Consider the following 22,531-nt stretch of genomic DNA (forward strand, 5'->3'; position numbering starts at 1 on the left):
TAATGCAGACAAGAGTAAGCAACCAATTGCACAAGAAGAGTTAGAGAAAGCGATTCACCCGACGAAAAGGCAAAATTCAGAACAATAATTCTTCCCCTAGAAAGGCATGACAAAAATGAACCATGCCTTTCTTCAGTTATCTTTATTAATATTTATTATTTTGCTCTTCATCCAATAACATCTTCCATCTGCTATTTATCTTTCAAGTTCAATATACTCTCTTTTTAATTTCCTTAAATTTTTTATATTTTCCATGTAATCCCCCTCTTTTTAAACGAGATTCGACTCATGTATCATTTTTTCCTTTAAGACAATGTTATAAATTTTTGTGAACTAACTAAATAATGGTAAACTAATTGTAACTAAACAACTGAGGTGACGAATAAAAATGAAGCGGTACTATAGGCAAGTAATAGTATTATTTACAATTCTTTTTTCTTACGTGTTCATTGTTGGTCTGCTTTTTTCTAACATTGTTATGTATATACGAAAAAAAACAACGGAAGAGATAATTGAGCGAGAGAAAAACTTAGGGCACTATAAAGAGGATGAATATGCTTCATTACCAAAAAAACCTTTAAACATTGCTTCACCTTTTGGCTACAACATATACGGTGAATTAATTAAGGTAAATGACTCTAACCGATACATGATATTTTGCCACGGAGTAACTCAAAACACATATAATTCTATTAAGTATATGAATATTTTCTTAAAACGTGGTTGGAATGCCGTCATTTACGATCATCGTAGACACGGAAAGTCTGGAGGAAAAACAACTAGTTATGGCTATTATGAAAAACATGACTTAAAAGCGGTTGTAGATTGGGTGAAAAAGAGGCAAGGACCAGAAAGTATAATTGGTATTCACGGTGAATCAATGGGCGCATCTACGTTACTTTTATATGCTGGTGGAATGGAAGACGGTGCGGACTTTTACATCGCCGATTGTCCTTTCTCCGATTTAGAAGAACAATTAGCCTACCGTTTGAAGGTTGAATATAAGTTAATTCCTAAATATGCAATTATGCCAATCGCAAAAACATTTTTACGAATTCGAGATAAATACAATTTAAAAGAAGTCTCTCCAATTTCAGTAATAGAAAATATAGAAAAACCAATACTATTTATCCATAGCGAACCAGATGATTACATTCCAAAAGTCATGACAGAGCAATTATTCGAAAAGAAAAAAGGCTTAAAAAAGCTCTATTTAGCACCAAAAGGCCAACACGCCATGAGTTATAGCGAAAACCGAGAAGAATATGAGAAAATGGTAGATGAATTTTTACAAGAAATCGGTTACCATTAAAAACATAAAAAACATTTCCCAGCAGAACGTATTAAAAAACAGCAATTCCAATTAGCGAATTGCTGTTTTTATATTATCTACCATAAAAATTATTATTTTTATCAATTTCAGGAAGAGTTCTTATTTCCTTTTTCATCGAACCACCACATAATGGACATAGCTCATCTTCTGAAGCAAATTCTTCTCTCATCCAACCGTTGCAATCGTCACCTTCACAGGATAGTACATTTTTTTCTACGTCAGGCGGTTTGGGAATTTCCATTTGATTTCTTCTACCGAATGCCATCGCATACGCCTCCTTCACTACTATCTTTCCCAATTATACCAATAACATGTACCAAATGTTGGCTCTTGTACAAAATGTTTTAATATTATTCGCGTTTTTCATAAAAATAGGTCTATTTCCGTAAATGGAATGAAGCTTCCCTCCTACCTCTTTCTTATTTTTTCATCCTGATCATGTTTTACGTCTTTCTTTCCATTATCCCCATAGACTGATGATGGAGTTACCAAAAAATAGTTTAACTTCAATAATCAGAGTATAACGTCCTGTACTTCCTGTCCTATTAAGATGATTTTTTATGGGTGCTTTGCTCTGAAATAAAGGAGGAATAAAATGAAACGAGTAAGTTTACTGTTAATTTCTTTCCTTTTACTTATTGTGCCGCTTCAAGTTAGTGCAGGTACAATTGGCGGGAAAGACGATCCTGGTGGAGTTCCTGGACAATGGTATGTTGGAGATACTCCTAGCTACATTGATCCAAACAAAGCGCCGGTTGTATTTGTACACGGATTTAACAGCTCATCAAGAACATGGTGGGAAAGTAATGATATGTACCAAGTTGCTCTCCAAAACGGATATGAAACTGCATTTGTGGATGTACACCCAGATAAGAATATGTGGGATAACGGTATTCTACTAGCTAGTAAACTGCAGGAAATTTACAACTACTTTGGTCAAAAGAAATTAGTCGTTGTTGCACATAGTAAAGGCGGAATCGACACACAAAACGCATTAATACATCAGAACGCTCACCCATATGTCTCTAATCTTATCACCTTATCTACTCCTCATTACGGCTCCGAACTTGCTGACTTAGCATACAGTAGTTGGGCTGGCTGGCTCGCTGGAATTTTCGGTGGTAGAAATGACGCAACTTACTCCTTACAAACTGGTTACATGAGTCAATATCGTGTTCAAACAGATGGTCACGCTAATAGAAGTAGGAATCCTATTTATACTTTTGGTGGAACGAGTTGGGGTAGTTTCGGCTCTTCTCTTTATTGGGGAGGACTTTACTTAAGTTCTTACGGGCAAAATGATGGTGCTGTAACGGTTAGAAGTTCTAGATTACCATACAGTCATGAAGTTCGTGTTAGCAATTGGAATCATAGTAGTATTCGAGAAGGTCGGAACACTTTCCATTTATTCCGTCCATATTTAACAAGTAGCCAGCCAAGCTCATTTTTTTCCGCATATAACGAGGTTAGTGCCTCTGCTGAATATTTAGATATAGAAACCATCAACCCAGCAACCAATATGATACTCCGCGGTGGAGAATATAATAACAGTAAAAAAGAACATTTTGTTGTAGAAAACGGTACTAATCATTTATCATTGGATTGGCTAAGTGACCAAAAACATCAACAATTACAAGTAGTAAGCCCTTCCGGCTATATATATAGTAACTTTGCAATTTATGAAAATGACAATATTTTTAAAGGAGCATATCATCACACCGTTACGATCAATCAACCTGAAGCTGGAAAGTGGACAGTTCTTGCTAACGAAACAAAGGCAGCTTATTTAATGAATGTCTCCATCGACAGTAACATTAATGATAGCCTAACATTTGATTACGAAAACTTACAGGTTAGTAGAGGAAAAAATATTAAAGCACTAGAAATGACAGTCCACCTTAATAATAATGGAATACAAACTACACGTACGAAAAAACAAATGGCACAAAAGGAAAAACTACCTATTACCCTTTCAAAAGCAGGTGTTTACAACATAACGATTGATTTTAAAGGAAAAACTGCTAATGGAGATGACTTTGAGAGAACGGTAGTAAAATCTGTATTTGTAGATGAAAAAGGAAATGTTTATTAAATAACGGGGCTGTCCTAAAAGTCAGTAGAATCTGACTTTTAGGACCTTTTTTGTTCGTTACCCTCATAAGTATTCTTAAATTTTCATGAGCTGTACGTACAAATTTTTCATTATGTGTAGTTTGTATAGAATGTAGTTTAGCCCAATCAAAAATACTATGTATAATGATTCTACCTTCTGTATGAAATCCTTACATGAAAAACAATGGAAAAACGAATTGATTCTACACTGTTTTGAGGTTTATTGGACAGCCTCCCTATGCTCATAAAACATATTTAGTTAAAAAATGCTTCGTTTCTTCATGCGCTATTATATCGACTATGTTTTCTTTAGAAACCCATCGACAGCTTTTTATTTCTGTATCAATTGGTGTAAACACGTCATTATTACCCGTATACACGACATGAAACAATGTCGTGCTCTGACCTTTGTAACCAATCTTTTCTTGAATAGAAGTTGGAAAAGTAAACTGAATCTTCGCATCATATTGTGATACAATTTCCCATTCGGCAGATCCAGTTTCTTCTTTTAACTCTCTAATAAGCGCCTGTTGTAGTGATTCATCTTCACTTTTGACGCCACCTTTTGGTATATCCCACTCAGCAGTAGTGTTAATTTTATTTCCATTTTTATCATGCCATTTAACTTTTTCTACTAGTAAAATATCGCCATTTTCTCTTTTCGCTATCGCCCCTACAGCTTGTCTAATCAAAAATACCCCTCCTTTCCTTTATTTTACTAAATTTACAGCTCAGAATTCGACTAAAATTACTTTTAACGTTAAAAAGGAAGTTCTTCACGTAAGTAAAGAACTCCCTTCCATCTCTTTTATGTCTTAATTAGCATTTTACTTCTGCGTTTTTACGGTTATAGTAATAAATATTTAATAGAATAGAAATTGCGTAAAAAGCGATAAAGAAATATAACGCAGTAGCTGGTGTTCCTGACGTAGCCATTGACCAACCGAACAATTTTGGAATAAAGAATGATCCATAAGCTGCAAATGCTGCAGTAAATCCAAGAACTGGCGCTGCTTCTTTTGCTGGGAAAATGATAGGTATCATCTGGAACGTAGAACCAGAACCTATACCTGCTGCAATGAATAATAGTAAAAACGAAAGTAAGAAACCAGTGAAAAATTGTTGTCCAAGGAAGTAAATAACTAGCAATGCCCCTATAGACATCGTGATTAGAACAAATGTTGTTACTTTTGCTCCTCCAAACTTATCTGATAACCAACCACCAACCGGTCTAAACGACGCGGCTAAAAATGCTCCTAAAAAGGCTAAACCAACATATTGTGGGAACGTACTTTTTAGTAATAGTGGAAATGCTGCTGAGTACCCAATAAATGAACCGAATGTCGCAACATATAACCAAGTCATGATCCACGTATGCTTTCTTTTCACAATAACAAATTGTTCTGCTACAGATTGTTTCGTATTAGGTAAGTTATCCATTCCAAAATACGCAACAATCGTCATAATTATAATAGGTAATACCCAAACGAACGCTGCATTTTGTAACCAAACTTGTGATCCATCCGGTAACACTTGACCTTCTCCACCGATAAATGAGAAAGTTCCGATCGTAATAACTAATGGAGTAACAAACTGTACAACTGATACCCCCATATTTCCGAGTCCACCGTTAATACCTAACGCTGTTCCTTTTTCTTTTTTAGGGTAGAAAAAGCTAATATTCGCTAAAGAAGAAGAGAAATTACCTCCCCCTAAACCACAAAGAGCTGCAAGAATTAGCATAACCGAATATGGTGTATCTGGGTTTTGAACAGCAAATCCGATACCAATGGCTGGGATAGCTAATACACCTGTAGAAAATACAACCCAGTTTCGCCCGCCGAACTTTCCAACAGCGAATGTATAAATAAATCGTAACGATGCCCCAATTAATCCTGGAATGGCTGCTAGCGTAAATAATTGCTCATCTGTATACTGAAACCCTATATCATTTAACCGAACTGCAACTACTGACCACATCTGCCAAATAACAAACGCTAATAATAATGTAAAAACAGATATCCAAAGGTTACGCCTTGCATGTCGCTTCCCTTCTCTTTCCCAAAAATCTTTATTTTCTGGGTTCCATTCTGTTATACGTGCCATTTTTCATTCCTCCAATTAATCTTTAACTTTTCTTTCTATGGGCACATCATACATCTTCAAGCTAATACTAAAATGTGAACTTTATCACACTTTCAAATTTTAGTAATAAATTTTTTACAAATTCGTGTCATGTGATAAATATCACACCTTTTCCTGAATGTTCCTTGTTATATTTAAATTGTTAAAAACATCACAAACTCAATTAACCTTTTTAAAGGAGTTGGAAATCATGAACTATCCTCAAAATTTCCGCAAAGGAAACTGGAATAAAGAAATTGATGTAAGAGATTTTATCCAACAAAACTTTTTACCTTATGATGGAGATGAAACGTTTTTAGCACAGGCTACAGAACGTACAGAGAGCTTATGGAAGAAAGTAATGGAACTTACGAAAGAAGAACGTGAAAGAGGCGGTGTATACAATTTAGATACAGAGATCGTATCTACTATCACTTCTCACGGCCCAGCTTATTTAGATAAAGATAGTGAAACAATTGTTGGCTTCCAAACAGATGAAGCATTCAAGCGATCTTTACAACCTTATGGCGGTATAAGAATGGCAGCAACTGCCTTAGAGTCATACGGATACGAAATTGATAAGGAAGTAGATAATTTCTTCACCAAACATCGAAAAACACATAACCAAGGTGTATTCGATGCCTATACAGATGAAATGAAAGTAGCTAGAAAAGTAGGAATTATTACTGGTTTACCAGATGCTTACGGTCGCGGAAGAATTATTGGAGACTATCGTAGAGTTGCACTTTATGGAATAGACTTCCTTATTGAAGATAAGAAAAAAGATTTAAAAGACACAGGCTCTAGAATGACGGAAGATATTATCCGTTTAAGAGAAGAAATTTCTGAACAGATTCGTGCACTGCAAGAACTAAAGGAACTTGCAAGTATTTATGGATATGATATTTCGGAGCCAGCTCAAACAGCTAAAGAGGCTTTTCAATGGCTATACTTCGGATATTTAGCAGCTATTAAAGAACAAAATGGAGCAGCAATGAGCCTAGGTCGAGTATCTACTTTCTTAGATATTTATATTGAAAATGATATTCGCGAAGGTAGATTAACAGAAGAAGAAGCTCAAGAACTAGTAGATCATTTCGTTATGAAGTTACGTTTAGTGAAGTTTGCTAGAACGCCAGAATACAATGACTTATTTAGTGGAGATCCAACGTGGGTTACTGAGTCTATCGGTGGTATTGGATTAGACGGCAGACCGCTTGTTACAAAGTCATCCTTCCGTTTTATTCACACATTAACGAACTTAGGTCCTGCTCCAGAGCCTAACTTAACGATTCTTTGGTCTACACAACTACCTGAAAACTTTAAGCGTTTTTGTTCTAACATGTCTATTAAAACAAGCTCTATTCAATACGAAAATGATGATTTAATGAGACTTGAATATGGTGACGATTACGGCATCGCTTGTTGTGTATCTGCAATGAGAATTGGTAAGCAAATGCAGTTCTTCGGAGCTAGAGCGAACTTAGCAAAAGCTTTACTATACGCTATTAACGGTGGCGTAGATGAAAAAGCAAAAATACAAGTTGCACCGAAGTTTGAGAAAATACAAGGCGAGTATTTAGATTACAACGAAGTAATGTCTAAATATGATCAAGTGCTCGATTGGTTAGCAGAACTTTACATTAATACGTTAAATATCATTCATTACATGCATGATAAATACAACTATGAAAGAATTGAAATGGCGCTGCATGATAAAGACGTTTTACGTACAATGGCTACTGGTATTGCTGGTTTATCCGTCGTTGCTGACTCGTTAAGTGCTATTAAACATTCTAAAGTTAAAGTAATTCGTGATGAAAATGGCATTGCTGTTGATTATGTAGTAGAAGGAGATTATCCTCAATACGGTAACAACGACGAGAGAGTTGACTCTATCGCGGTAGAAGTTGTGAAGAGCTTTATGAAAAAGTTAAAGAAACATGAGACGTACCGTAATTCAATGACAACGATGTCAATCTTAACGATTACTTCTAACGTAGTGTACGGGAAGAAAACTGGGAATACTCCGGACGGTCGTCGAGATGGCGAGCCATTCGCACCAGGGGCTAACCCATTACATGGTCGTGATAAGAAAGGAGCCCTTGCTTCTTTAAATTCTGTATCCAAACTCCCTTACCATCACGCATTAGACGGTATATCTAACACGTTCTCTATCGTTCCGAAAGCGTTAGGGAAAGAAGAAGATACTCAAATTACTAACTTAGTAGCTATTCTTGATGGCTATGCAGACAAAAAAGGGCACCACTTAAATATTAACGTATTTGATCGCGAAACTTTACTAGATGCAATGGAACATCCAGAATTGTATCCACAGTTAACCATTCGTGTATCAGGTTATGCCGTTAACTTTATTAAACTAACAAGAGAACAGCAATTAGACGTTATTAATCGTACATTCCATGAGTCATTAGGTTCTTAAGCCTTTCTTTTTGAAAGGCTTCCCCCTCTTTGCTGTTCCTTAAAATAGAAAGAAGGTATTCAATTATGCAAGGTTATATACACTCTATCGAAACGTCCGGCATGGTAGACGGTCCAGGTATTCGTTACGTTATTTTCACTCAAGGCTGTTTGTTAAGGTGTCAATTTTGCCATAACCCGGACACGTGGGAACAGAAAAAAGGAAAGCTTATGTCTGTGGACGAATTAATAGAAGATATTGAAACGTATCTTCCCTACATGAAACACTCAAACGGAGGAGTAACCGTAAGTGGTGGCGAACCGCTATTACAAATTGATTTCGTAATTGCATTATTTAAAAAATGTAAAGAGTTAGGAATTCATACAACGGTTGACACTTCTGCTGGTTGTTTCTCTAACTCTAAAAGATTTCTTGAATCATTGGATGAACTTCTAAAGTATACAGACCTATTTTTACTAGATATTAAGCAAATCAATAACGAAAAGCATAAAGAACTAACTTCATTACCAAACACCCATATTTTACAATTTGCCAAACTACTATCAGATAGAAATTTACCTGTATGGATTCGTCACGTGCTAGTTCCTACTAAAACAGATGATGTACAAGATTTAAAAGAGCTTGGTGAGTTTATTCAAACGCTAACGAATGTAGAAAAAATTGAAATACTTCCTTATCATCAAATGGGTGTATATAAATGGGAACAACTTGGGATTCCTTATGCCCTAAAAGATGTTAATCCACCGAATGAAGAATTAGTCAAAAAAGCGAAAGAACTATTAGGCAGTATATAATTATCAGGGACGTCCTAAAAGTCAGTAGAAACTGACTTTTAGGACCTTTTTTTGTTCGTTACTCTTATAAAGATTTTTGAAAATTCATGAGTTGTAATTATAAATTTTTCACTATAAGTAGTCTGTATAGATGATGGTTTTAACCCAATCAATAGAGAATAATACGTATAATGAATCTACACTCTTTTTCTTTTCTTTTTTGACAATATTCAATATAATGTAAGAAAAAGGAATAATTGATGAGGAGAAATTAATGACCTTAGTTGATGTAAAACTAGTAATTGGTGCTGGCGGATACAATAACAACCCTAGCTGGATACATACGGAAGAAGAGACATTAAGTTTGCTAGATGAAACTACGTGGAGTGCACAGTTTAACAAGAATAGTATCTCAGCAATAGTAGCTGAGCATGTTTGGGAACATCTTTCGTTTGATGAAGGAGTAATAGCGGCAAACATTTGTTACAAATATTTAAAGTCCTCTGGTTACATTCGATGTGCCGTTCCAGATGGCTTCTTTCCAAATGAGGAGTACCAAAACATAGTAAAAGTGGGTGGACCTGGTCCTAAAGAACATCCTGCTTCGAGTCATAAATTCGTTCACACATATAAAACATTATCACATATATTTAACAGTGCAGGCTTTGCCGTCAAACTTCTAGAGTATTGTGATGAAAAAGGAGTATTTCACTATACGGATTGGAATGAAAGTGACGGTGTTATCTTTCGTTCTAAGAAGATAGACCCTAGAAATAAGGACGAGTTAGTCTTTCCTTCTCTCATTTTAGATGCATTAAAGCAATAAAAAAAGGACCTATCCAGAGGTCCTTTCTTAAATTTATGATATTAACTTTAACCCAATCGTTGCAGCAATTACTAAACTAATAAAAAATATTCTCTTCCAATCTTTCGGTTCATTATAAAATATCATTCCTAAAATCGCTCCACCTGCAGCACCGATACCAGTCCATACCGCATACGCTGTACCCATCGGCAATGTTTCCATCGCAATCGCTAGGAAAATAAAACTAAAACCAAACCCAAGTACTAGTAGAAGGAGAGAAATAATCTTTCGGTCATGGTGCCATTTATTAATCATTAAGACACCACCCATTTCAAATAAACCTGCCAATATTAAATAAAACCAAGCCATGTTACATTTCTCCTCCTTCCGCTTTTTGTTCTGAGGTTACCATTTTCAACCCAATTACACCTAATAACAGTAATAGTATAAAGAATAGCTTACCTATATGAACTGGTTCTTGAAAGAACAGTATCTCTGATATGACTGTTCCTGCCGTTCCTAGTCCAACAAATACAGCATAAACTGTTCCAACTGGCAATTCTTTACCTGCGTTTATTAGTAAATAAAAACTAATCGCAATCGCGATAATCGTTACGCCCCATTCTAGTGGCTGACTAGCATGTTTCAACCCAATAACCCAAATCACTTCAAAAAATGCGGCTATCAAAACTTTCGTCCAATTCCAATTCATTTTTTAACACCCCGTTTCAAAAATAAAAAAGCCAAGAAGATTATTCATGTAAAACGAATATCTCCCAGGCTTTTATCCCTCCGTGTCACAAGCTTACACTTGTGGGCTTTCTCTCGGACCAGACTAGTAAAGACTACGGAACCCTAGAAAACCTATCTATACAATTTTCTCTAACCTATTATACATAATAACGGCAAAATTTCAACCTTTACATTTCATTAACAAGTTCAGAAAAATTGAGCCATCCATATGAATTTAAACTTAATTTTGCGAATGAAGTGGGAACTTTCACTATTTGATTCCACCTAAACAACGGTACAAGGACCCCTTCCTCGATCAGGTCATTATGTACGTGTGAAAGTTCCTCCCACCGTTTTTCTTGATCATTTATTTGGATAACGTTACCCACTATCTCTCTTATCTCCTTTAACCTTTTAGGTGATAACACTAATTGGAGCGGGCTGTCCTTATTTAAAATGAATGAAAATAAAGTAGTCTCTAAACTATCCTCACCACTTATCTCTGTTAATATTACGTCCGTTTTTCCGTCATAAAGCTGTGAATAATCAACTAATGTACCGTTAACGCGTACACCACTTTCTTCCCACTGTTTGCATAACCATCCCATGTCCTTTTCGTTACCTGCTCCCTTATACGTTCGAATGCTAACGGTTGAAGGTAAACAATTAGGAAAAGCTTGATCCGTTAAACTATGATTTATCCCTCTAAGTAGTGTAGTAGCTACCTCCTGTCTATTTTCTTTTAGACTCGCTATCATTTGTGGGATATTTATCTTTTGTATTAAACTGAGACGTTCCTCCTTGGAGAGGGCTGCAGTATGTAACAAAATATATTTACAGCCCACATCTATTTGACTAACGACTTGTTTTTCTATCACATCACTATTATTGTTTTGAACCTCTTGACCATCAAAATACTGTTTGTAGATGACCGGTACAATGATTAGTTTAATTTCATCCGTAGATGGTCGATAACCAAAATAATTGGAGAATGCTTTTAAGATAACGATACTTTCATTATGTTTGCTTAAATAATAAGGGCCGGTTCCTATAATTCTATCTGTATAGTTAGCAGCTATAATGGATGTACACGGTAAGGTTAACCAGCTTAAAAAGGAATAATTAGAACGAAACAATTGTATGACTAGTTTGGTATCATGTAGGATTTCGATTGATTTTATTTCATCTACAACCCAACTAAAATTCGTATTCTTTAACTTCAACAATGAATAGCGTACATCTTCGGCGGTAAGAGTGGAATCATCATGAAATTTAACACCCTTTCGTAAAACAAACGTAAATCGCTTATAATCACTTTCGATTCTCCAATGCTCTGCTATTCCCCGTTCACTATCTATACCAATTAGCGTTGAATACAAATGTCGAATTAAGTGTAGCTCCGTTCTTCTTGTGACAAGGCTAGGGGATAGTTGATGAATTTGTCGATATACCGGTAAATGAAGAGTATCTTTTGAATAAGTATCATTGTTTTTTTCTCTATATAGCAGTATGTCTAATAGATATTTTCTTTCTTTCTCCTGTAACTCTTCTAGTTGTAGTAACACCATTAACTTTTCCGCTTTATTTTCTTTCATTATCTTTTTAACTTCTTCTTCGATAATGTCACGATTAGATTGTCGGAATGTAATCTTTGATGGATTTCCCCTCCCCATACCCGGAATCCATATAATCCAATCGTTCGAAATAAATGATTTTAATATATATTTTACATTTCGTACAGAACAGTTTAATATTTCTGCTATTTCGGTAAGCGTTACCGGAATAGGTTGGTTTTCTTCAATATTGTTCCATTTGCTTCTAAGTATTAAAAACTGAATAAGTGTATTCATGTAACCTCCATTCAAAAGGGGAAATGATAGCTTTTTATTTTCTCTTTTTCTTCCTCCTTTCCACTATCATAATATATTTATCTTGTTAAAATAAATGTTGGAGGAAAATAAATTGAAAAAAAATAAATTTTTCGCCATATTAATTGCTGTATTTGTTACATTGTTATGGGCGTCGTCCTATATATTAAACAAAATAGTTTTTAATGAAAGTGTGATAGGTCCTCTTACTTTATCAGGTCTTCGATATTTAATCGCTTCTATTTCTATCGCGACCGCCATCTTCATGTGGAGGTCATTCCGTCATGAACGTGAGAGAACAGATAGGATACAATTGAACTGGCTACAATATATGTTGCTCGGTTTCTTCGGCTTTTTTCTAGCGCAAGGAATGCAATATGTAGGGCAATTTTTTATCACACCTACTCAAACTAGTTTGATACTTTGCTTAGGTAACATCTTAATTGTATTATTCATTGATGTTTTTTGGCTAAAGGAAATTAAAAACAGAGCAGTTTATTACTTTGCTTTCGGTGTCGCTATTAGTGTTCTTGTATATTACTATCCTTGGAATTTATCACTAGCAGATATAATCGGCGTACTTTTTGTTTTATTATCTAGCGTTGGATACGCAATTCATCTATCTTATTCAAGACATGTTATAGCGAATAAACAAATGCGGGTAGAAGATGTGGTTGTTAAGCCGATGCTTATTGGGGCTTTTCTACTTCTAGTTATTGGGTTTAGCATGGAACCTTTTCCAACTTTAAAACTAAAATCATACTTCATTATTTTATGGTTAGGAGTGATAAATGGAGGAGTTGCCTTTTATTTATGGGGACTTACACAGAAATTTTTAAAAGCTTACGAAAGTTCTATGATCAATAATTTAATTTTAATAGAAGTAGCATTGATGGATATATGGATATTACATTCTAGTATAAGTATTACACAAGCAATTGCGATATGTTTCACTGCGATATTTATCATCTTAATACAATTTGTAAGAACAAAAGCGGAAGGGGCTCACTAAGCGACGACAAGCACAAAGCAAGCCGGCAAAAGGAGTGCTCTTTGACCTTCTGGACAGATTGACTTGTGACCTCGAGTTGCTAGACGTAAATTTACCATATCAAATGGAAAAGAAAAAAGGGTTCTTACTTGAACCCTTTATCCTTCCCCTATATTTAATGCAACAGAGCTGCTCTCTAGTATGCTTAATTGATACGTACCTTCGCCTAACTTATATACTCCTTTAAAAGCATCATCATTTTCATTCGATACTTTTTCCCATTCGAAGTATGCTGAATCCTGCTCATAATGAGAATGTGTGATTAATTCGAGATCATTCTTTTCATTAACGTACAGTTCAACGTATTCTGCACCTTTTACTGTCCAATTATTTTTTAATGTTTGGACATTTAACTTCACAAGGTTATGACGACCTCTTACTTCTAATGTAACACTATCAGGAATTGCTATTGTTGGTGTCATAACTGTGTGTATAGAAAAAGGACCTGTTTTTTGTTCGGGTACTTTAAATTGGATATACATTGTATCCCCAACTACATTCTTCACTACATAGTCTTCTTTCTTAACTATCGGGGGAACTTTCCCAGCTTCAATCGTTGTTCGATATGCTCCGAAAATATGCAGCTGTTCTCCCGTTGTCGTTTCGACCTGTACATACTGATTTCCTGTTTCAACGACTACCCTTTCTATTTCTGAGGCTAAGTTTTCACTCACTTCCGGAAGCGCAAACGACTTTTCTGTCGCGCTTACTACTGTACGAACTTCTTGTAAAACACCTGTTGATACTAACACAGTAAGCGCAATCCCAACTGTTCCTAAAACACCAACAAAAAAGATACTTAATACATCATATTTTATTCGCGGATGTTCCTGCTTAGAAACGAATAAGTATACTAATACTTCTGCCCCTAGTACTATTAAGATAAAGGGCCACCAAAGTAGAAATGGTTGAAGTGCTTCCCAGCCTTTAAACTGACTAATTCCAAGAAATAATCCGAGCGCTACAAGGGATACTCCCATTGAAAAAGTACCAACTCTCCACGTCCTCATGATACTTGCTCCTTTCTTTTCGATTTACTGCCAATTAACAACTTAATACCTCCGCCGATAAAAATAATCGAAATAACGATCATTTGAAAGTATTGATAATACCAATAGTTAAAATCTACACCGAACGCTTCGTTCATTACTGGCCCTAACACCGGTACGACGATATTGGTAAACATATAATAAATTCCTAATACAATTAACCCAATTCCTACCCATTTTTGATGGTTAATAAGGTAAGAAACGATTGGTATATCCTCAAGCTCTTCATCCCCGTGTTTCGATACTTTTTGTAAAGCGTCAAAAAAGCTATAAAACCAAATTAACGGGATGAGAAATAAAAATAAGGATAATCGTAACGTATCTAATATATAAATAGAGAACAGAAATGCTGCCATAAGCTGCAGCCCACGTCTTTGTAAACCTAAATACATATGACCTGCACCAGGAAACATCGAAAGAATCGTTGCTAACGCTTTGCTCTTTCTCCCTTGTTCTTTTCTCGTTTCTTCAAAATCTTCTAAAACGGTACGGTCTACAAGCTCCTCTCCATTTTGCTTACGTGATAGCTGTTGCATCGTATCAAACATGTTAAAAATCCAAATAACAGGTAAAATCCCTAAAAACGCAATAAAACCACCTTGACTCGTAATGGCTGCAATAAATATAACCATTACCCCTAATCCGAAAAAGCCGATCAAAAATGTTAAACCTCTGTTCATTAGTCCTAAATAAAAGTGTCCTAGCCCTGGTACGAACGAAAGCAACATTGTATGTAGTCGTTCCGAGTTGTTAGCGGAAACTTGAGTGTCTTTATTTTCCACTCCATTTTGTACATTCACATTTTGAAGCGGTTTTTTTATTAAATAAAAAACCATATCGAGTAAGTTAAGGAATCCAACGAAAAAAGCAAAGCCAATTCCCATTATAATGAGAATTCCCGCATCCCACGGATTGATAGCCGCCAAAAATGCAAAGCCGATAAGCGGGATGATGGTACAAAACAAATAAAACATACCCCTTTTTGTTCGATTTAAGTATAGATGTCCCATCCCCGGTATAAATGAGAGAAAGAACGCTACAAATGGACTTTTATTGTTCAATTATTTTTCCTCCTTATGTTTTCTTTCTATTAATTCAAGAAATGATAGTGCTTTGTTCATCACATTTTTTGATACTGCTTCTTCTCTATTTTGGACTGTACTTTCCTCTATATTGGAAGCAAAACCAATCATACTATGGAACATACCAGATGTAAGTAAAAGAAACGTAATCGCTGCAGCCACTGTATAATGAAAGATAGAATGTTGGTAAAATGGCATCTTTTTCGTTTCGATTGGTACCACATTCTGTTCTTCTTCCGATAACATCGGTAACGTATCCGAAACATAGTTTAGTTGCTCTAAATATACGTGTAAACATTGGTCACAGGAGTATAGATGATCTTCTAGAATAGTTCTCCTATCTTCCGACAACTCATCTTGAATATAAGCTAGCCACTCTTCTTGTGTGTAATGATTCACGAAAAATCTTCCTCCTTCCAATGCTTCTTCATCCATACTCTTGCTCGGTATAACTTCGTTTCGACTGTTTTCACTTCTATGTTTTGTTCATGGGCAATTTCTTTATAACTTTTTTCACGTATGTAATAGGCTGTTATAACATCTCGGTAATTTTCTGGCATTTCTTGCAATCTACGATGAACAACTTCTTTACTCTCTTTTTTTAATAGTAGTTTTTCAGTGTCTTCTACCTTTTCCGTTTCTAGCTGTTCTTCTACCACTTCCCGTAACCGCTGTTTCTTCCGCCTCATATCAATGGCATGGTTCATGGCAATACGAGCTAACCACGTTTTGAAGCCTTGACCTGTATATTGGGGAAGAGCGTCAAATAGCTTCATCCATACTTCTTGTAGTGCGTCCTCTGCATCTTTTTCGTTTCGTAAAACTGGATAAATAACTTGATATACGTAATTTTTATATGTTTCTATTAAAAAGGTAAAAGCTTGTTCATTCCCCGCTTTTGCCTTTTCTATCATTTTCTTTTCGATGTGCTCTCCCCCCTTTCTTTTTTTCTCTACTTATATAGACGAAATGAAATCGAGAATGCCCTACAGTTTTTTTAAAAAAATTTTAATTTATATTAGTGATGCTCCAAATGATTGACTGTGTGTGCTTTATTCAACTAAAAAAACCTGTTACGAGGAATTCCTTCGTAACAGGCTTTTTTGTTCTTACCCTAAAACATCTGTAATGTCGTCCATATTGTTACTTATCCAATCAATCGCTTCATCTATCGTTGGGAACTCTTGTACTTCAAATGTTACTTCGTCTTGAAGTAACCATACATCTTTTTCTTCAGCTTGTGCCCCACCAATCGACCAATGCATTAAACTATACGGGTGATTCTGATTTATAAACGATGCCCACGTTTTAGATAGGGCAATATTTTTTAACGAGTTCAACTTACCTTTCATTCGTTCTTATCCTCCGACTACTCTTAATGACATGCGTGGGTTTAAAATTTGGCTAGGACATTTGAGCATAAAGCTGTTCGCTGAGTCTACAAAATCAACGGTCATATCTTCGTCAAAAAAGACAAGTTTCGATTTTTCCATTAATAGCCCTTCCACATTAGACTCCACAACAATATCATCCTCTTCTTTCTCAGGAGTAATCCATAACGCGGATACTCCACTTACAACACACCCACAGCCTTCAGTATCATATTTTATTTTAAGCCATTTATTATCATTGCCATTAAATTTTTCATTTATTTTAACAAGTGCTTTTTCTGTAAAAGTTACGTTCACGTTCATTCCTCCATTACGTTTATACGTCTGATTGTAACATATTTTTCAAATGAATGATTAGCCTCACGACTTTTCGTGTATGATGTAGAATGGAATTTATACAAGCGCTTTTGAGTACTATGGTTAATAATATTGTAAATAATGGAGGTTTTCTCTTGTGGCAAAAGTACAAATTAAAGTAAATGATAATGGCTCTTTACGTGTAACAGGCGATGTCGAGTTAATCGATGCAGATGGAAATGTGTTTGAAACGAAATCTACTTTTTCGTTATGTCGATGTGGCTTATCGGAGAAAAAACCTTTTTGTGACGGAAATCATAAAGGTCAATTTGACTCTTGCGTTCGCGCAAAAAAGGTACTAGATGAATAATTATTTTTAAGAAAATCTGTTGCTTTTTAGACAGATTTTCTTCTTTCTATTTATTGTTTCTCTTCGCTCTCTATACTAAAATATAACTAACAAATCCCTTAATAAAAGGAGAAATAATTATGGTAGTTACTGTATTAAAGCCGATTTTCGGTGAAGCAGCTAGCAAAGTTGTCAATACAACGAGCTCTTATTCTGGAACAGTACTTTTTAAAAAAGAACATTGGGTAATTGACGCCAAAAGTTTACTAGGCTTATTAGCCCTAGCTCTTCAACCTGGCCAAGAAGTAGAAATTACAGCAGATGAAGGTACAGAAGTGATTGAAGCACTATTACAGTTAGGAATGTTTGAAAAAAAATCATGACAAATTGGGGCTGTCTAACGAAGGCAGTCCCATTTTTTTTATTTATCCTGTAATGTCTAAAATGTTTTCTAACGGTAAATACGATGCTTCTCCAAATTTGTCCACTACGTGTAATCGAGATTTTATCGGATCAACATGGTGAATTGTGCCGATAAATAGATGATATCGCTTTTTCTCGTAATACGTAATCGTCACTTCACTACCTATTTCCATCGCCTCTCCTATTTGCTCGTTCATATAATCAACATGTTGCTCATCTAGTTGCGGCTTTGTTACATCATTATCTTCCTTTGCCCAATCTCTTAACAGCTTTACATGTTCTGGTAACATCATTGCTGTCCACTTTATACTCCCTCTATCACGAATCAAAACGCTTCACTCCTATTATGCTTTATGTCCACCAACTAATGTACTTCGATGCTTCGCTGTCCCTGCAGCCGTGTAAGATACCGCTCTTAGTAAGCTAGCTGAGCCGTGTTTATGACGAATTTGGTCCATAACATAGCCGAGCTGACGCCTTTTCGGACGATCGAGCTCAAATAAACTTAATTGTATTTCGCTATCTTCCACTATGTTAGAAAGTGAGACTGAAATTTGTCGAACTGTTTTTCCTTCATAAAATTTTTCAAACAGCTCTAGACACGTTTCATAAATATCCATTGTAATGTTAGTTGGGCTCTCTATCGTCTTGGAACGATGAAATCCACCACCAAACTCTTCTTTACTGTAACCAATACCGAGGCTCACCGTTCGACCTGCTTTATTGTGTTGACGAGCTCTTCTTGCTACTTCTTCACAAATTTCAAGAAGCACACGCTTAATCTCTTTCGGATCATGATAGTCGCGCAATAGTATTTGGCTTTTACCGAAGCTAATTTGGCCTTGCATGAGCGGAGCCCCCGGTTGTGAAAAGTCAATTCCCCACGCATGATGGTACAGTTGGTTGCCCATAATACCAAATTTTTTCTCCAGTAACTCTAACGGATAATTAGCTAACTGCCCGACATTAAAAATTCCCATTCGATTTAACGTTTTTTCCACACGAGAGCCAATCCCCCACATTTCACGAAGCGGAGAAACTTTCCATAGTTTTGTTTTCACATCGCTATACGTCCACTCGGCTACTCCTTTTTTCTTCGCCTCGAGGTCAAGACAGAGCTTCGACATTAACATGTTCGGACCAATCCCAACTGCACACGGTAATTGAAACTCCCTTTCAATCCCATCTTTTATTTTCCATGCAATCGTTTCGGCATCTCCCCAAATTGATTCCACTCCGTCCACTTGTAAAAAACTCTCGTCAACACTATACGTATGAATCGATTCTTTCGGGACGTAACGATTAAATAATCTTGTAATTTCGGTTGAAATACGTAAGTACGTTGCCATTTGGGGGTTTACGACTTGAATTCGTCGGTCATTTGGGATTTCAAATCTTCTGGACCCTGTTTTAATACCGAATTCTTTTTTTAATTTTGGAGAAGCTGCTAGTACTACACTCCCTTGTCTTTCTGTATTACCGACAACTGCCAAATAACATGTCATCGGGTCTAATCCAAGCATTACCGCTGAGCAACTTGCGTAAAAACTTTTCATATCTACGCATAAAGTCTTGTTGTTAGGCATCTCGTTGTAATCAATCTCCACGTTTCATCCCTCACTAACAGAATGTTTGTTCGTATTTATTATATTCTATATCATAACCGAATATACGTTCTCTTTCAATGGAAATTTTTTAAAGCAAACGGTACTTTGCACTACAAGAAAACTGCTAATGTCAATATGCTGTGTAAAAGTATATAAGTAAATAAAAAGGAAAAAGCGGAAAAGGACTTCACCCTTTCCGCTTTATTTTAATTGTAGTCGAACGTCTTTACGTAGACGGTTTGGATAGTCACTAATAGTCAATGTAATTGGGCTTGCTACTTCATTCATGTTCACTCCACCCATCGTTTTCACATGAATACCTTCTTCTGTAGAGGAGCCGGAACTATTATTGAAGGAATATTCTTTCCCATTTGCATCCGTAAAAGTCGAGTGAAATAGAGGTCTATGGTGGTAATAATCTTGTTCGTCCACCATTAATTCAAATGTTACGTCCCAAAAAGAGCTATCGACGAATGCAAGTTTACCATCTTTTGGGGCATTTACTATTTTGTTTTTTTCTAAATCAATCGTCACTTCGATTTCTTCTTTCGGGAGTGCACGAAGGGATGTAAATGTTAAAAACAACTCATTTGGTTCCGCAAAATAGTTACTTTGAAAATTTAGAGCTATTTTATTTTCATCTAACTTATCATATACTAAGCCATCGGTAGGGGTCCAAACTTCTCCATTTCCATCTACAAGCTGGATATCATCAAAACCGAAAATTTCTTGCTTGTTCTCGTTATTGTACTCCACATAAACGACAATTCTTGTTGGGCGAATTTCCATTCGGTCTACATATATTTTTTGATCTTCCACCGTTATCGTTTGATCCACTTCATACACCTTTTTTATCTTTGCGAACTTCTCTTTATCGTAAGAAAAGGAAACGTGTAAATCTTCCACAACATCGCTAAAGTCGTTTTTAATGTTCGTACGGAATTGTAAGGATTCGGGAATAGAACCATGTTTATAATCAGCAATAGTTAAAATACCGGTAACTGGCTCATTTTTTTTTATTTCTGAATGACTACTATAACTATAGCCTAACTGCAAATCCTCTCCACTTTCTGAAATTAATGTTGGGTCATTTAAGAAAAGCGAAGGATAGTCTTGATCAGCTACAATTGTGTAAAAAAGCAACGAGACGTCTTCATCCATAATAATTGCATCGACCGTTAATGTAATACCGTTTTTCTCCACTGACTTGTTAATTTCCTGCATGTAGTCATTTTCGATAGCTGCTACTAAACCTTTGTCATTACGAACAATGTCTACAATTTTTTGCAGTCCAGGAATGGAGCTTACATAGTCAGCGAACGTGGGAGAAACTCTAATCGAAGTTAACATGACAATGAAAAAAATACTGGCAGCTATTGCCCCCCATTTCCATCTAGTTGTGGCTCTTCTTCTTTTTTCTTTTCTAATGCCGCTTAAAATGTATTCATCCACATTTGGTGGAATCGGAATATCGTTATACTTTTTTCTTAATCCTTCTAATTTTCCCTCTTCCTTCTCAAACATGATTCTTCCCTCCTTTTTCATTGAAATAACTACGAAGCATCTGTAATCCTTTCGATAGCCATGTTTTAACTGTCCCTTCCGGCGTATCCATCACTACCGCAATATCCTTTATTTTTAAATCCTCTAAATACTTTAAGTAGATAACCGTATGGTAAGGCTCATCTAGATTGTTCACCGCTTCAGCTACTTCTAAATGAAGCGGATGTTGATCCGTAGTTGGTACTTCAAATTGTTCGCCTTGAAGGATTACTTTTTTCTTCTTCTTTAGTTCATCACTGCAATAGTTCATCATAATCCGAATGAGCCATGTGGAAAAATATTGTGGTTCTTTTAATTTTTTTATCGCTTTAAAAGCACGGAAGGTTACTTCTTGTATTGCTTCTAATGAGTCTTGTTCATTTTTTAAATGAGCGTATGCAATCCGATATAGTTGATCTTTATGGTGGACCATCAACGTATAAAACGAATCTTCATCTCCCTTTTTGGCTTTTTTCACTAGTTCTGTTTGCACTGTTGCCACTCCTCTATAAGACATTCCATCCCTATTTACACATTAGACAGTATAAAGCAGAAAAAAGTTTTGAAGAACTTATTTTGATTAAAAAAATACATCTTTAAAGCAAGTATCGTTTCCACGGTGAAAATGGTAATGATTGGCCGTGCCATTTACGTACCGTGTAGAATATAAAATATTAAAGGAGGGATTAAGTTGAATCAATATCCACTTATCTTTTTAGCGTGTATACTAGCTGGATTTGCATTAACTAGAGTTCCGTTAACAGGATTTTTAGCACCTGTAGAACCTTTAGCTTTCATCGTCGGCGTATTAACAGTTCTGCTATTTTCTTCTGTTCTTATTTTCAGAGGAGTCGTCGCATTATTTAATAGGAATATATAAACGTTGCTTAGATAAAGTTCTATATTTCGAGAGTTTATAGGAAAAGCCAAAAGGGATGCCTTCACTAGAGTGCATCCCTTTTACCATTTATTTATTCAACTTTCACTTCTATTTCAACTTCTTCGTCATCGGAGAGAAGGTTTTTCAATGTAACCTTATACATATCCCCTTCCTCCTCAACCGTTGCTACTAACCAAGGTTGACTCGGATCGACTTCACTAAGTGCCTGTTCAATCGCTTCTCTTTCTTTTAATGGTTGGCTATCATCTACGATTATTTTTACAGCACTTGCTTGGGAAGGAAAAGACTCTAATACAATTCCTGTGTTCCACGTTTCTACTTTCATGCCAACCTGCAATACGATACCAGGCTCTCTACCACTAGCAAGCGTAATGAGCGTATTATCATCTATTGTATACCATGTAGCAGAAACACTATTGTGAGCATTTTCACCAGTAACGAGGATGCGGTTTCCATCAATGGATACAATGTGCCCTGTTAAATCTTTTACCCCTTCTTCCTCTTGTGCTGGATCGTCTTGATCTGAACCAGTACCACCATTTGTTGCACCATTATTCGTTGTTCCACAAGCCATTAATAAGAAAAAACAGCTAACGAAAAGAAAGAATTTCATATATTTCATTTTTATCACCTCTATATAAATGGACGA

General features: G+C 35.9%; 26 protein-coding genes and 1 riboswitch. Of the genes, 9 read left to right on the forward strand and 17 right to left on the reverse strand.

Going from position 1 to position 22,531, the window contains the following annotated elements; genetic code table 11:
- Window positions 1-388: 388 nt before the first annotated feature.
- Window positions 389-1,312 carry an alpha/beta hydrolase gene (locus BC6307_RS14130; protein ID WP_066414522.1) on the forward strand — a complete coding sequence of 308 codons (924 nt, stop codon included), beginning with the start codon at window positions 389-391 and terminating at the stop codon, window positions 1,310-1,312.
- A gap of 73 nt (window positions 1,313-1,385) precedes the next feature.
- Here BC6307_RS14130 and BC6307_RS14135 read toward each other — a convergent pair whose 3' ends face one another.
- A complete protein-coding gene (locus BC6307_RS14135) occupies window positions 1,386-1,598 on the reverse strand; it encodes a cold-inducible protein YdjO-related protein (RefSeq protein WP_066414520.1) in 213 nt (70 codons plus the stop codon).
- 330 nt (window positions 1,599-1,928) lie between these two features.
- On the opposite strand from BC6307_RS14135, the gene BC6307_RS14140 reads away from it, so the two are divergent.
- The gene (locus BC6307_RS14140) at window positions 1,929-3,425 is read left to right on the forward strand and encodes an esterase/lipase family protein (protein ID WP_066414518.1); all 1,497 of its coding nucleotides are present in this window, start codon (window positions 1,929-1,931) and stop codon (window positions 3,423-3,425) included.
- A gap of 262 nt (window positions 3,426-3,687) precedes the next feature.
- Here BC6307_RS14140 and BC6307_RS14145 read toward each other — a convergent pair whose 3' ends face one another.
- Window positions 3,688-4,137, reverse strand: a complete 450-nt coding sequence (locus BC6307_RS14145) for an NUDIX hydrolase (RefSeq protein ID WP_066414516.1) — start codon at window positions 4,135-4,137, stop codon at window positions 3,688-3,690.
- Between the two features lie 127 nt (window positions 4,138-4,264).
- On the reverse strand, window positions 4,265-5,551 hold the full coding sequence (locus BC6307_RS14150) for a NarK family nitrate/nitrite MFS transporter (RefSeq protein ID WP_066414514.1): 1,287 nt from the start codon (window positions 5,549-5,551) through the stop codon (window positions 4,265-4,267).
- Window positions 5,552-5,780: 229 nt separating this feature from the next.
- Between BC6307_RS14150 and pflB the strand changes: the two genes are divergently transcribed.
- The 3 genes from pflB to BC6307_RS14165 all read left to right on the forward strand — a co-directional run bounded on the left by pflB (window position 5,781) and on the right by BC6307_RS14165 (window position 9,611).
- Window positions 5,781-8,012: a formate C-acetyltransferase gene (pflB, locus tag BC6307_RS14155; protein ID WP_066414512.1), complete on the forward strand. Its 2,232-nt coding sequence runs from the start codon at window positions 5,781-5,783 to the stop codon at window positions 8,010-8,012.
- 65 nt (window positions 8,013-8,077) lie between these two features.
- Window positions 8,078-8,806 carry a pyruvate formate-lyase-activating protein gene (gene pflA, locus BC6307_RS14160; protein ID WP_066414510.1) on the forward strand — a complete coding sequence of 243 codons (729 nt, stop codon included), beginning with the start codon at window positions 8,078-8,080 and terminating at the stop codon, window positions 8,804-8,806.
- Between the two features lie 253 nt (window positions 8,807-9,059).
- A complete protein-coding gene (locus tag BC6307_RS14165; protein WP_066414508.1) occupies window positions 9,060-9,611 on the forward strand; it encodes a class I SAM-dependent methyltransferase in 552 nt (183 codons plus the stop codon).
- 33 nt (window positions 9,612-9,644) lie between these two features.
- Here the strand turns inward: BC6307_RS14165 and BC6307_RS14170 are convergent, their stop codons facing one another.
- The 3 genes from BC6307_RS14170 to BC6307_RS14180 all read right to left on the reverse strand — a co-directional run bounded on the left by BC6307_RS14170 (window position 9,645) and on the right by BC6307_RS14180 (window position 12,172).
- Window positions 9,645-9,959, reverse strand: a complete 315-nt coding sequence (locus tag BC6307_RS14170) for a DMT family transporter (protein ID WP_066414506.1) — start codon at window positions 9,957-9,959, stop codon at window positions 9,645-9,647.
- Between the two features lies 1 nt (window position 9,960).
- Window positions 9,961-10,302, reverse strand: coding sequence for a DMT family transporter (locus BC6307_RS14175; protein ID WP_066414503.1), 342 nt, complete (start codon window positions 10,300-10,302; stop codon window positions 9,961-9,963).
- Window positions 10,303-10,361: 59 nt separating this feature from the next.
- A riboswitch (guanidine-I (ykkC/yxkD leader) is annotated at window positions 10,362-10,460 on the reverse strand.
- A 50-nt stretch (window positions 10,461-10,510) separates the two neighbouring features.
- Entirely contained in the window at window positions 10,511-12,172 is a 1,662-nt protein-coding gene (locus tag BC6307_RS14180) for an ABC transporter substrate-binding protein (RefSeq protein ID WP_066414501.1), read from the reverse strand.
- Between the two features lie 112 nt (window positions 12,173-12,284).
- On the opposite strand from BC6307_RS14180, the gene BC6307_RS14185 reads away from it, so the two are divergent.
- Window positions 12,285-13,202, forward strand: coding sequence for a DMT family transporter (locus BC6307_RS14185; RefSeq protein WP_066414499.1), 918 nt, complete (start codon window positions 12,285-12,287; stop codon window positions 13,200-13,202).
- Between the two features lie 137 nt (window positions 13,203-13,339).
- Here the strand turns inward: BC6307_RS14185 and BC6307_RS14190 are convergent, their stop codons facing one another.
- The 6 genes from BC6307_RS14190 to BC6307_RS14215 form a co-directional block, all read right to left on the reverse strand.
- Window positions 13,340-14,251 carry a hypothetical protein gene (locus BC6307_RS14190; protein WP_066414495.1) on the reverse strand — a complete coding sequence of 304 codons (912 nt, stop codon included), beginning with the start codon at window positions 14,249-14,251 and terminating at the stop codon, window positions 13,340-13,342.
- Window positions 14,248-15,300 carry a hypothetical protein gene (locus BC6307_RS14195; protein WP_066414582.1) on the reverse strand — a complete coding sequence of 351 codons (1,053 nt, stop codon included), beginning with the start codon at window positions 15,298-15,300 and terminating at the stop codon, window positions 14,248-14,250. Before BC6307_RS14195 ends, BC6307_RS14190 begins: the two co-directional genes overlap by 4 nt.
- 51 nt (window positions 15,301-15,351) lie before the next feature.
- Window positions 15,352-15,771, reverse strand: a complete 420-nt coding sequence (locus BC6307_RS14200; protein WP_066414492.1) for an anti-sigma factor family protein — start codon at window positions 15,769-15,771, stop codon at window positions 15,352-15,354.
- Window positions 15,768-16,286, reverse strand: coding sequence for an RNA polymerase sigma factor (locus BC6307_RS14205; RefSeq protein WP_066414489.1), 519 nt, complete (start codon window positions 16,284-16,286; stop codon window positions 15,768-15,770). Before BC6307_RS14205 ends, BC6307_RS14200 begins: the two co-directional genes overlap by 4 nt.
- A gap of 195 nt (window positions 16,287-16,481) precedes the next feature.
- Window positions 16,482-16,724: a DUF2552 family protein gene (locus BC6307_RS14210; protein ID WP_066414487.1), complete on the reverse strand. Its 243-nt coding sequence runs from the start codon at window positions 16,722-16,724 to the stop codon at window positions 16,482-16,484.
- Window positions 16,725-16,730: 6 nt separating this feature from the next.
- Entirely contained in the window at window positions 16,731-17,060 is a 330-nt protein-coding gene (locus tag BC6307_RS14215) for an iron-sulfur cluster biosynthesis family protein (RefSeq protein WP_066414485.1), read from the reverse strand.
- Between the two features lie 157 nt (window positions 17,061-17,217).
- On the opposite strand from BC6307_RS14215, the gene BC6307_RS14220 reads away from it, so the two are divergent.
- Both BC6307_RS14220 and BC6307_RS14225 read left to right on the forward strand, forming a co-directional pair.
- On the forward strand, window positions 17,218-17,430 hold the full coding sequence (locus BC6307_RS14220) for a CDGSH iron-sulfur domain-containing protein (protein ID WP_066414483.1): 213 nt from the start codon (window positions 17,218-17,220) through the stop codon (window positions 17,428-17,430).
- Window positions 17,431-17,549: 119 nt separating this feature from the next.
- Complete coding sequence (locus BC6307_RS14225) at window positions 17,550-17,792, forward strand: HPr family phosphocarrier protein (RefSeq protein ID WP_066414480.1); 243 nt, start codon at window positions 17,550-17,552, stop codon at window positions 17,790-17,792.
- Window positions 17,793-17,834: 42 nt separating this feature from the next.
- Here BC6307_RS14225 and BC6307_RS14230 read toward each other — a convergent pair whose 3' ends face one another.
- The 4 genes from BC6307_RS14230 to BC6307_RS14245 all read right to left on the reverse strand — a co-directional run bounded on the left by BC6307_RS14230 (window position 17,835) and on the right by BC6307_RS14245 (window position 21,474).
- Complete coding sequence (locus BC6307_RS14230; RefSeq protein WP_066414479.1) at window positions 17,835-18,161, reverse strand: YolD-like family protein; 327 nt, start codon at window positions 18,159-18,161, stop codon at window positions 17,835-17,837.
- A 15-nt stretch (window positions 18,162-18,176) separates the two neighbouring features.
- Window positions 18,177-19,418: a Y-family DNA polymerase gene (locus BC6307_RS14235; protein WP_066414580.1), complete on the reverse strand. Its 1,242-nt coding sequence runs from the start codon at window positions 19,416-19,418 to the stop codon at window positions 18,177-18,179.
- Between the two features lie 222 nt (window positions 19,419-19,640).
- A complete protein-coding gene (locus BC6307_RS14240) occupies window positions 19,641-20,963 on the reverse strand; it encodes a DUF4179 domain-containing protein (protein ID WP_066414477.1) in 1,323 nt (440 codons plus the stop codon).
- Window positions 20,956-21,474 carry a sigma-70 family RNA polymerase sigma factor gene (locus BC6307_RS14245; protein WP_235858089.1) on the reverse strand — a complete coding sequence of 173 codons (519 nt, stop codon included), beginning with the start codon at window positions 21,472-21,474 and terminating at the stop codon, window positions 20,956-20,958. Before BC6307_RS14245 ends, BC6307_RS14240 begins: the two co-directional genes overlap by 8 nt.
- Before the next feature lie 198 nt (window positions 21,475-21,672).
- On the opposite strand from BC6307_RS14245, the gene BC6307_RS14250 reads away from it, so the two are divergent.
- The gene (locus tag BC6307_RS14250) at window positions 21,673-21,861 is read left to right on the forward strand and encodes a hypothetical protein (RefSeq protein ID WP_066414474.1); all 189 of its coding nucleotides are present in this window, start codon (window positions 21,673-21,675) and stop codon (window positions 21,859-21,861) included.
- Between the two features lie 91 nt (window positions 21,862-21,952).
- On the opposite strand, the gene BC6307_RS14255 is transcribed toward BC6307_RS14250, so the two are convergent.
- Window positions 21,953-22,504, reverse strand: coding sequence for a DUF3221 domain-containing protein (locus tag BC6307_RS14255; protein WP_066414472.1), 552 nt, complete (start codon window positions 22,502-22,504; stop codon window positions 21,953-21,955).
- Between the last annotated feature and the right edge of the window lie 27 nt (window positions 22,505-22,531).

Origin of the sequence: Sutcliffiella cohnii, assembly GCF_002250055.1 — a bacterium.
Lineage (GTDB): Bacteria > Bacillota > Bacilli > Bacillales > Bacillaceae_I > Sutcliffiella > Sutcliffiella cohnii.